Genomic DNA, 12,247 nt, shown 5'->3' on the forward strand with positions numbered 1-12,247 from the left:
TAAATATATATAAATAACACACGCAAAACAAGTGCAAAAACAACTGATTAACAGTGTTATATGAATAAAATTATTTCAACCGGTTGCATAGAGTAAATAAAAAAAATCCCAATAATATATCAATATACTACTGGGATTTTATATACATATTAATAAGAATTATACTCTCATTAACTTCTTCACTATTCTACCTTTTGAAGTAAATATTTCGATATAATACATTCCTTTTGAATAATATGAAAGATCAAAATTCAACTCATTATTATTCACAATTTGAGCACCTTTTGAAAGGACTCGACCCGCATTATCTCTAATTTGGAATTCTACTTCTCCGTTAATTGCTTCTCCTCTTACTGTAGCTATTGAAGTTGTAGGATTTGGAAATGCAACAACAGATTTACTTAATTCATCTTCAACAGAGGTTACTTCAAACTCAATGCTATAAGTTAATGCATTAACATTTGCTCTGATCGTTGCCGTTCCTGTTTTAGTCACTTCAATATTGTCTCCATAAGAAGACTCCTTTAACTTTCCCTCAGAGGCGTACCCCCATTGACCACCATTCCAGCTTTTGTCATCAATGAATTTAATAAGTTCCCCTTTAGTTAAGGCAGCACCTTCGTATATGAATCCACCATTTCCATCGGAAGTCATTTCAATCGCCTGACTAGGCTCCCATCCGATTCCCAAAACATCACCTACAATGTATAGTGTTCTATTATTATCTTCGAAATCAAGGTAAAACGGTCCTTCAGAAGTGTTGTTATTATCCTTAACAGTTAAAGCTAATTGATAAGGAACATCTGAAGATGATAAACCAAAGAATTCTACAGGAGTAAAAGACGCTACATATTTATCTCCTTCTTTTGTCATTGTAGTGGTTTTCTTATTAGAAATATTACCACTACCATGACTATCTAATACAACACCTGCTTCTAATGTGATAGTCGCACCAAAGCTTTTATCACTACCGCTTGGATCAAAGATCACCTCGATTTCTTCGTCTTCTTTAAAACCGTAAGGGTTTACTTCAATAATACGGCTAAATCCTTTTACAAGGCCATCTGCAGGCACTTCTACAGCTCTAGAAGTTAATACCTTAAATTCTGATGGCTTCAAAACAAAAGTTCCTTTAGCATCTACTTGCTCTCCATTATTAAAGTAGCTATACCAGTTACTTCCGTCTCCTGAGTAATCGTAAGTATAAGACTCTTCACCTAATGAGAAGTTACCTACAACTTTAACCGTTAAACCTGAAGTAACGCCTTTCAAGGAGATTGTTTTAAGATCGCCAGATAAAGATAAACTTACATTATCACCTTCAAGTGATGATAAATCATAGTCATGTCTTAGTTTAAGCAATGCTGCATATACATCATATAGTTCTTTACGAATAGCATCATTCTTAGTATCAAATTCAGAGATTAAAGGCTTCTCTGATGTTCTATGACTATCACTTACCTCACCTTCATACTCATATTGATTAATAGATACATTATATCCTAATTCACCAAATTGCCAGATTAACTTAGGGCCAGGTACCATAAAGAAGAAAGCAGAAGCTAATTTTGCTCTATCAATACCATTTTCTAGTTCAGTTAAGTCATAAACCTGTGATACGGTACCATAATTTTCAGAATCATAGATAAGTCTTTCCTCATCATGTGATTCCATATATGACATAACACCATGAATAGGCATTCCTCTTGATGCAGGAGATTGCCAATTTAAATCTTTATTTCCACCTTTAACTACGTCTCTAAAATCATGGTTCATATTACCCCACATAGAGATATCTTCAGCAACTAGTACTTTTTCTTCTTCGTTATCGGCAAGATGTTCGAAAACCACAAGAGCGTTAGGGTTTCTCTTTTTGATTTCAGTGTTCATACGTAATAATAGATCAATTCTGTCTTGATCGTAGTTACTACCCCACTCATCGTCACCTGTCTTTACGTTATTACCAAATCCTTTGGTAAAGTCAAAACGATAACCATCTACCTTATAATATTGCATCCAGTGAGCATTTACACTATCAACAAGTGCTTTAGTATAGTCACTTTCATGATCAAAATCTGCACCCCATTGTAAACCTGGGTTTGTAAAGTTTGATTTCTCATTGAACCAAGGGTTCTCTGCACTTGGGTCAGCATAATCACCTTCTTTATTGTACATTCTAACCATTGGTGATGAATGGAAAGAGTGGTTTAATACCAAATCAATAATTACACTGATACCTCTTGAATGTGCTTCATCAATAAATTCCTTTAATTTATTTTTTGGTCCATAATATTTATCTGGAGCAAAATAAAAGTTAGGGTTATAACCCCAAGAAGAATTACCTTCAAATTCGTTTACAGGCATTAGGTGAATTGTATTTGCACCTAACGATTTTATATAATCTAATTCAGCAATTGCTGATTCATAAGTAGCTTCAGTAGTAAAATCTCTAAATAACAACTCATATACTACAGCATCTTCGATTGCCACTGGAGTAAAGTTTGTTGTTTTCCAAACATATTCTTCTTCATTGATAATAAATGTAGATGCTCTAAATGATGTCTTGCCAGTTGGGTAATCAATTAGATTGGGGTATCTATTATCATCAATGTATTTATCATCAGGATCTGAAACTTTTTCAGTATATGGATCGGCAATAATAATTGTCCCGTCGATAAAATATTGATAAATGTATTCAGTATCTGGATCAAGATCTGTAAATGTATACCACCAGTAATTCTCATCACCTTTTTCTACTTTCATTGGGTAAGCTGTTTTATCTCCCCAATTGTTAAAGCTACCAATTACGTTTACAAACTTCTTAAGTTTTGCTGGATCTTGAAGTACCAAAGTCACTTCAGAACCACTCTTATTGACACCTAAATTAGTTGCATAGTCTGGTCTATCTTGAACTGTTGGTGTAGAACCTACATAGAACTCTAATTCTTTTGTATCCACAAGCCCATCAGAAGATGCAGAGGCTTCGATTGTCAATTCACCTGCAGCCGCTGATGAAATTGTATAAGACAATGAAGTTCCTGTTTTTGAGATTTTCTCAACTCCATTTACTTTAATTTTTAAAGCAGTGCTTGTTGGTGATGAAATATTGATGATAACTTTATCACCTGACAAAAATACGTCACTTGCTTTAGGAGAAGTAATTTCAACAGATACACCAAGCTTTTTAATTGGGATAACTAGGTCTCCTGTCTTACTTCCTCCATCTTTTGTTTTGATTAAGCAGCCAATGGCATCAATAGCAGTTGGAGCTGATGCACTGTTTAATAGCTCTGCAAAATTGTTATAAGTCGATGATCCTTTTGTAACAGGAAAAGAGTAAGTAAAAATATTATCTGATTGCTTTGTTAGTTTAGCAGACTCATCAGATGCGGCCCATTCACCGTTTGTTAAGAAATCTCCAACATCTTCACTCCATCCCCAAAGATAAAGATCAGAAATGCCGGCAACATCAGTACCTGAAACATCAAAAGTTACAGTTACATTTTCAGTCAGTACATCTGCTGTGCTTGGATCTAAAGTCACTTTTTGTGCAAAAGTAGAACTACAGATCAACAAGAAGCTTACAACGAAGCCAAATGTTTGTAGTAGAAGTTTCTTCATAAATTTAAAAAAAGACGGGGTTTTCATTTTCATATTCCTTTAAAAGTACAAAGTACACTACAGAAAACAAAATTATTAAATAGCTGATTTTAAGCGATTTAATTGCAATCCATTGCGCAACCGGTTGAATTTTTATTAACAAAAAAGCCTTTTCCAGATTTCTCCAGAAAAGGCTTTAATATTATTTATTAAGATTCTTCTTAATTTGATACTCTTGAGTGTGTACCACTGTCAGTATTAGAATCAAATGTACAAGTAATTGTATAATTACCAGGTGTATCAATTGTGATACTTGCTTGGTTACTACCACCAACTAATACATCATCATCACTGTCAGATTTACCCATTTGGTAATCCCACGAATCATCCGCTCTAAACTTGTATTCACCTTGTGCTAAGTAGCCAGTGTAAGTCCAAGTTCCAGCACCAGAGTCATATACCATATCAGTATCTGGATCCCATCCGTTTGGAGTTGCTGATCCAATGATACCCCAATATTGATCATTTGGTAAAGTCATCTTAACTACTGAGTAAGTTAAAGCACTGAAGTCTGCGATGATCTCATACCAACCATCCTCTGAAACAGGAATGTTTGATCCATCTAATACAAGGTTACCACCTGATCCACCGTAGTTACCAGCCCAATCATAGTTTGGTCTAAACTTGATCTCACCTGAAACTAGTTTCACTTGGATTTTGTATTCTGAACCAGAAACTAATGTCATTTCTGTATCAGCATCCCATCCTCCAGGAGTAGCAGAACCGATGATTGACCAGATTTGGAATGGATTTACAGAAAGTGTCACTTCATCAGAAGCGCCAGTATCACCATCACCAAATACAGCTACTACTTTAATATTCACATCACCAGCAGTACCAGGAGTACCTCCTGAAGCTAATGCACCTTTGTTTAAGTCTGAAGTTTTTAATACTGCTTCTAAGTCAGTACCTCCTACTTGAGCAAGAACATTATCACCAACTTGAACTCTATAGTTAATTGGAGTTTCAGTACCTCTTACAGAAGCAGACCAAGTAACTGTTGTAGCTGGAGCATTGAAATCATCAGCACTTAACGTAAATGAATCGCCAGTACCAGGGCTTGAGATCACTGGAGTTGTGATAGGCTCTTTACCTAAGATTGAATATACAGGTTCAGCTGGGTTGATCAAAGTCATAATCATTTTTACTGAACCGTCACCTGTCATACCAGTAGATCCTTTAAACTCAAGTAAGTTACCTTCACCTGCACCAAAGAAGTGATCGTCATTACCTTTAAAGAAATATTGTTTAGCAGGATCCATTGTAACAGCAGCTTCCCATCTTACCTTAGATTTAACATAACCTAAAGTTGCAACTTCATTACCGTCTCCATCAACAACCATCCAAGTCATTGGAGTAATTGAATATGTCAACCCTGTAGAGCTCATTGATACATAGTAGTCACCTGCAGCTGGAGTTTCGATGTTACCTGCCGTTGGCTCAGTATCTAATTCTCCTGATAATTTATCAGCAGCAGCAGTTTTCAAACCATAATTTGTACCATCCCAACCTGGACCAGTTGCAAATTTGAAGTTATTATTCAAGTTAAGGTAGGCAATGTAAGTACCTGAGTTAGCCTCAACTTCAACCACTACAGTCTTTTCGTTATCAGGGTTCCAATCTTGGTGGTCACCAGGAACACCTAGTTTGTTACCAGTAATAACTGGTTGGTAATATGGAGTTGCTTTAAAAGCAATTTTCTCAGAAACAGTTGTATAAGCACTCTCTGTAGAGTTATTATCTGACATATATGCTGAAATCCAAGTTTCAACATCATGCTCCACTTCTGGAGTTAAACCTAATGAAGCCATCGCTCCATTTAGCTCTTCTACTTTTGGAGCTCCTGTAGTGTCACTCTTAGTGATTGTTGCAATCACTTCTTCACCATCTGCATCAGTTGCTTTTACTAAGATGTTATATTTAACTTCTGTAGTAATACCAAATTTTGCTGGAGTCCATACATAGTTAGCAAATACGTTTGCTGCTGAATCTTCAACTAAAAGATACTGTGCACCTTCAGTTGGACCATCTGTAATAACTGGAGAGGTAAAAGTAGACGAATCTCCTAATACTGGTTCTCTCAAATCTTTACAACTAAATGCGATAGTTAATAAAGATATATATAAAAATATTTTTCTCATTTTTCTATAACAAATTAGAAATTGATGAATTTCTTAATAACCAGGGTTTTGCTCTAAAGTTGGGTTTGCTCCAATCTCGTCAGCAGGAATTGGGAATAAGTTTTTGTAAGAACGTACACTTGTACCTGCCTCGCTATTTCCTTTATAAGGCCATACATATTCAGATGAAGTTAAAAGACCAAATCTGATTAAGTCTGTACGTCTATGGCACTCCCAATATAATTCTCTAGCTCTTTCGTCGATTACATCTTCGATAGCCCAGTTAGTACCAATATCTCCTTGTCCTGATCTTTGACGGATGTCGTTAATATAACCTGTTGCAACTGTAAGGTCACCAGTACCTCCTCTTTTCACTGCTTCAGCATACATTAACATTGCATCAGATAATCTAAACATTGGAAAGTCAATATCTGGGAAAGATTTATCTGAACCAATAGTACCATCAGTAGTAAGGTTCTTGTATTTAACAATACCTACACCACTCTTGAAATCAAAGATATCGTCATTCTCAGGACGCATTAACTCTCTATTGAAAAGAGCTCTTGAATCTGTAGTAGCGAATTTAGCTGCAAATTCTTCAGTAGTTCTATGACCACCCCATGCACCTGATGTACCATAGTTAGTCTCTAAACCAGACCAGTCAGTCCAAAGAGAACCTGATAAGATAAACGTCATTGCACCCCAAGATTGAGTACTTCTACCATCACATGGAATTGAGAAAATAATCTCGTCAGATAAATGGTTATCTGCTCTAAAGTTAGCAGTGTAATCTGCGTTTAAAGAGTACCCTCCATTATCAATAACTAATTTTGCATACTTTGCAGCTTCAGTATAATCTGCAGCAGTACCTGATGGGTATCTATCAGGAATAGTTGAAGAGTTATCATAGTCAAAAGTATATACATTTTTGTTTAAGTATAACTTTGACAATAACATATATCCAGCGTACTTACCAGCTGTACCATAAGGAGCTTGTTCTAATAACTTCTCATCACCAGAACCATCAGTCACTTCCAATAATTCATCAACGATGAATTGGAATACTTCAGCTTTCTTCTTTTGTGGAGGGTTAAAGCTACCTACAGGGTCTGCTTCAGTAACAAATGGAATGTTACCAAATAAATCAATCGCATGCCAGTAAGATAAAGCTCTTAAGAATCTTGCTTCAGCTCTATATTGTTTTACTTGGCTAACAAATGCAGCATCAGCAGATAAACCTCTTGCTGATAACTTTTCATCTGTAGTTTCTCTTAAGAATTCATTAGCATAAGAAATTCCTAAGAAAATTCTACTGTACAATGCTGATACATACGTATTTGAAGCAGCATAGCTTAATGTAGTATAACCAAATGATAAGTCATACTCATTTTGCCAACAGTTGTTTGCTTCATCAGTAGGATATTCAGTAGCATAGAATAAACCTCTTAAGTATTGACCGTGTCCTTCGTCAATACCTTGAATATCACCATCACCAGCAGGACCTTTTTGACCAGATAAAGCTAAGTTGCCATAAACTTTACCTAATACTTTGATATAGTTGTCAGCATCTTTATAAACGTTATCACTTACTTCGATACGATCATCGATTGGTGTAGTATCTAGGTCATTTACACAAGAAGTAGTAAATGCAGAAGCTACCAATACAGAGCCGACTAATACTTTATTAAATATATTTTTAACTTTCATTTTTGTCTATTTTAGAAACCAAGGTTTACACCTAATAAGAATGTTGTTGGACGTGGATAAACGTTGTTGTCAATACCACCATCAACTTCTGGGTCTAAGCCGTCATATTTTGTAGCTACTGCAATGTTGTTTACAGTACCATACACACGAAGGTTGATGTTACCTTCTGCAACATTTTTGAAGTTGTATCCAACCATTAGGTTATCTAATCTTAAGAATGATGCATTTTGTACATAGTAGTTAGAGTACTTCTGTAAAGTTGTACCAGTCTGGAAACCAGTATATAATGCATCTCTTGTTACGTTGTTCCAAGTACCATTTTGGAATACTCTATCTAACACACCATTTACAGAGTTAACGTTGTTATAAACGTAGTTATCTAATCTGATTCTACCGTTTAAGCTAAAGTCCCACTGTCCGTATGATAAGTTAGTATTGAAGCCCATGAAGATATCTGCATTTGAATCTTTGTAACGGTATCTATCACCTTCAGTAATTTGACCATCACCGTTTCTATCAACATAAACACCTTCTAATGGCTTTCCTTCGCTGTTGTAAACTTGCTCTAAGACAAAGAATGAATTTGAAGGATAACCTACGCTATGTACTTGAATATTAAGACCTGTACCACCAGCGATACCACCTGTATAAACACCATCATAATTTGGATCATCAGATGCTTGAAGCTTAGTAATTTTGTTTTGGTTATATGTAACATTAAATCCTAAGTTCCAGTTTAACTTTGAGTTGCTGATTACTTTTGCATTGAAGTTGAATTCAACACCTTTGTTTTCAAGGTCACCAATGTTAGCAAGTACTTGGTTGTTCAAGTTTGAACCTGCAGGTACTGGTGTTACGTTAAGTAAGTCAGTTGTTTTACGGTAGTAACCGTCAATGCTACCTGTGAATCTATCATCAGAGAAACCAAAATCGATACCTGCGTTGTAAGTAGTTGTTGTTTCCCACTTGATGTTTGCGTCATAACCATTTGGTCTATAAGTCTGTGAGAAAATTGGAGAACCGTCAGGGTTTGTACCAATTTGAACGTTAGCAGTTGCTGTACTTTGAGTGTAGATTGGTAAATATGGGTAATCACCTTGACCAATGTTTTGCTGACCAGTTTGACCATAACCTAATCTAAGTTTCATTGAACTAACAACATCTGAAGTTTCTAAGAAACCTTCTTTCTTCATGTTCCAGCCTAAAGCTACAGCTGGGAATAAACCCCATCTAGTATCAGGAGAGAATCTTGAAGTACCATCATTACGAACTGTAACAGTTAATAAATATCTATCAGCATAAGAGTAGTTCAAACGACCAAAGAAAGAAACTAAGTAGCTTTCAGTTTTGTATGGAGTTAATGGAGTTTTCTCAATTGTACCATCACCGTTTGTAGCATAATCACTACCCTCTCTGTAGAAATGTTGCCATGAGTAACCTAACATCACATCTAATTTTGAATTGATTGACGAAAGGTCTTTAACATATTGTAAAGTAAAATCTAATAATTCGTTCTTTTTAGTTTGATCAAATTGAGATCTGTATCCGATGTCTGGGTAAGTCCACTTAGCACTATCAGCTTGGATGTTACTACCATCTGACCAAGAGTAGTCATAACCAACATTTAAGTTCGCTTTTAATTCTGGTAAGAAAGGTAATTTGTAATCTAATTGTAAGTTACCAATAGATCTCTTTACATCTGATGTATTGTTAGTTAAATCTAACATTGCAACTGGGTTACTTGGAGCAAGTACAATTGGGTTATCTGATGCATCTAACCAAGTAAAATAACCGTAATCCCAAGGTGAACCATCTCTAACTGGTCTTGTAGGGTCGAAACCAACAGCTGATCCTACAGCACCTGTGTCTGCAAATTTGTTTTTGATGTACATACCTTTCAAGTTTAAGTTTACTGAAAGCTGATCATCAAAGAATTTTGGAGTTAATGAGATGTTACCTGTGAATCTCTCCATTTTAGAAGTTTCAAGGATACCATTTTGATCTGTGTAACCTACTGATACTCTATAAGGAAGAACATCTTTTGCAGTAGTACCTGCAACACTAATATTGTGATCGGTAGAAACAGCTGGCTTTAAGATTTCACTTTGCCAATCAGTATTTGCTTCTCCTAAATCGTCAGTTCTTGAAGGTAAGATTTCACCTACTAAGTTTGCGTATTCACCTGCATTTAAAACATCAATTTTACCTCTTGGAATAGCTACTGAAACGTTACCAGTGTAATCAATTTTCATTTTTCCACTTGCACCTTTCTTAGTAGTAATGATGATTACACCATTTGATGCTCTTGAACCGTAGATTGCTGTAGCTGAGGCATCCTTTAATACTGTGAATGTCTCAATGTCATTAGGGTTAACTGAGTTTAATGGGTTTTGCATACCTGCAACACCATCGTTATCAATTGGCACACCGTCAATTACAATTAATGGATCATTTGATGCAGCTAAAGATGAACCACCACGAATACGGATAGTTGATCCTGCACCTGGAGCACCACCTGATGAAGTGATGTTTACACCAGCAACTTTACCATTAAGTAAGTCTTGTGGTGAAGTAATTGCTCCTTGGTTGAAGTCATTTGCATTTACAGTTTCAATCGATCCAGTAGCATCTTCTTTCTTTACACTACCATAACCAATTACAACTACTTCTTCTAGTTGTTCAGCATCTACTTCCATGAAAACATCGATTGTAGCTGCATTTCCAACGTTGATTTCTTGAGACTTATAGCCAATGTAAGAAACCACCAAATAATCTTCACCTTCTCCAATTGTAATTTTGAATTTACCATCGAAGTCTGTTGTACCACCTTTAGTCGTACCTTTTACTAGAACAGCCACACCTGGAAGAGGATCGCCGTTCTCATCTACTACTGTACCGCTAACAGATCTCTCTTGTGCAAAAGTTACAAGAGAAAACAATAGAAGCAGCATAGTTGTAGCTAAACGCCATGTAGAGTTAATGCTCATTTTCATACTTAAACAGTTAGACAAATAGACAAGTATTTCTAAGACAGACCTAGTAGAGTTGATTGATTAATAAAATTTGAATCTTTTTCATTTTCATTTTAAATACGCTTCATACAATTACTACAAAGCAATCTTAGAATAATACAATTATCAACTTTTTATTTTTCTTCGTTGACAATGCAAAATAATCACTTCTGTTATACTTACAAAGAAATATTTTTTCACTTTCATTAAATTTTTGACTGTTAATATGAGTTTCAAACCCTTAAATCTTTTAACAGTTTAAATTTAACGATCAGAATCTTAATATAAATTATTGCGATTTTTATAAAATATAATTTCATAATTTATGATTTAATCAAAATAATAATCTTAACAATGAAAGTTTCCATGCTTAACACAATTTTAATTAATAGTAAATAATACACATCCTGCAATAGAAATAAGGGTGAAAATTACAGTCAAAAAAAAATTCCATCGAAACTAAAAAAAACACAACAAAAAAATCAAAGTGCAATTTTCAATCGGTTGCGCTATTTTTTGTGAAAAATTGAAAATAAGTAGGGCATTTCGTTAGTATTCCATATATTTTCAAAAAACAATACAATTTTCAACTCAACTTTTTGAGAAAAGCATAGCATGAGAAAAGCACAATACACGATGCAAGACATCGCTAACCAACTTGGCATTTCGAAATCTACTGTTTCTAGAGCTCTAAAAAATCACCCAGACATTAGTCAAGAAACTAAGGACGCTGTTAATAAACTTGCTGAAGAAATGGATTATCAACCTAACTCTTTGGCATTAAGTTTAAGACATAAAAAATCTTTTGTTTTAGGTATCATTGTTCCAGAGATTGTACATGACTTTTTCGCAAATGTAATTTCTGGTGTACAATCTGTTGCTTATGAGGAGGGGTACAATGTAATGATATGTATTTCCAATGAGAGCCCAGAGCAAGAGAAAGTTGATGTTAAAGCCATGTATTCTAGTAGAGTCGATGGTTTACTCATCTCGTTAACTAAAGAAACAAAAGATTTAGCTTCACTTCAAAGCATTATCAATAAAGGTGTTCCTACAGTAATGTTTGATCGAGTAGCTGAAGAGCTTGAAGTAAGTAAAGTGATTACTGATGATTTCCAAGGCGCATTTATGGCTACAGAACATCTCATTAATCAAGGATGTAAGAAAATTGTACATCTTAGTGGGCCAAATAACCTTGCTATTAGTAAATTAAGACTAAAGGGCTATATGGCTGCTTTAGACAAAAATAATATTGCTGTTGATGAATCTCTGATTGTTCCTTGTCCGAAAGGCGACCTCGATGAAGGAAAGGAAGTAACTAAAGGCATTCTCAATAGTGGTTTAGACTTTGACGCTATCTTCGCTAATAATGATGTAAGTGCAATTGGAGCAATGAATGCTCTTAAAGAAGAAGGTAAAAAAATACCAGAAGATGTTTCTGTTGTAGGATTTGGTGACTGGAGATTATCTCAATTATTAGACCCACCTTTATCATCAATTGAACAGTCTGGCTTTGATATTGGCCTTCAGGCAGCAAAATTATTATTTGAACAGATTAAAGCAGAAGAGAAAGACATAGAGTTCTCTCCAAGAACGGAAGTCGTTCAAAACAACCTTATAAAAAGAGCATCAAGTTTACATTAATCAACTTGATTTACTCGTCAAAAGTCTTGTAGATATCTATTCTGCAAGACTTTTTTTATTGATAAAATTAAGTATAATTTAGTCTTTATTCCACTTTATGCAATA

The 12,247-nt window shown here is 35.1% G+C and carries 5 protein-coding genes; 1 reads left to right on the plus strand and 4 read right to left on the minus strand.

Translation table 11 applies throughout. The features are described 5' to 3' along the window. Nucleotides 1-159 precede the first annotated feature (159 nt). From HGP29_RS23105 to HGP29_RS23120, 4 genes are all read right to left on the minus strand, one after another. Nucleotides 160-3,621, minus strand: a complete 3,462-nt coding sequence (locus HGP29_RS23105) for an alpha-amylase family glycosyl hydrolase (RefSeq protein ID WP_168884825.1) — start codon at nucleotides 3,619-3,621, stop codon at nucleotides 160-162. Nucleotides 3,622-3,821: 200 nt separating this feature from the next. Beyond that, nucleotides 3,822-5,801, minus strand: a complete 1,980-nt coding sequence (locus HGP29_RS23110; RefSeq protein ID WP_168884826.1) for a SusF/SusE family outer membrane protein — start codon at nucleotides 5,799-5,801, stop codon at nucleotides 3,822-3,824. 33 nt (nucleotides 5,802-5,834) lie between these two features. Beyond that, the gene (locus tag HGP29_RS23115; protein ID WP_168884827.1) at nucleotides 5,835-7,487 is read right to left on the minus strand and encodes a RagB/SusD family nutrient uptake outer membrane protein; all 1,653 of its coding nucleotides are present in this window, start codon (nucleotides 7,485-7,487) and stop codon (nucleotides 5,835-5,837) included. 11 nt (nucleotides 7,488-7,498) lie between these two features. Continuing rightward, complete coding sequence (locus tag HGP29_RS23120; protein WP_168884828.1) at nucleotides 7,499-10,480, minus strand: SusC/RagA family TonB-linked outer membrane protein; 2,982 nt, start codon at nucleotides 10,478-10,480, stop codon at nucleotides 7,499-7,501. Nucleotides 10,481-11,113: 633 nt separating this feature from the next. Here HGP29_RS23120 and HGP29_RS23125 point away from each other — a divergent pair. After that, nucleotides 11,114-12,142, plus strand: coding sequence for a LacI family DNA-binding transcriptional regulator (locus HGP29_RS23125; RefSeq protein ID WP_168884829.1), 1,029 nt, complete (start codon nucleotides 11,114-11,116; stop codon nucleotides 12,140-12,142). Nucleotides 12,143-12,247: the final 105 nt, after the last annotated feature.

The sequence above is a fragment of the Flammeovirga agarivorans genome (genome assembly GCF_012641475.1).
Lineage (GTDB): Bacteria > Bacteroidota > Bacteroidia > Cytophagales > Flammeovirgaceae > Flammeovirga > Flammeovirga agarivorans.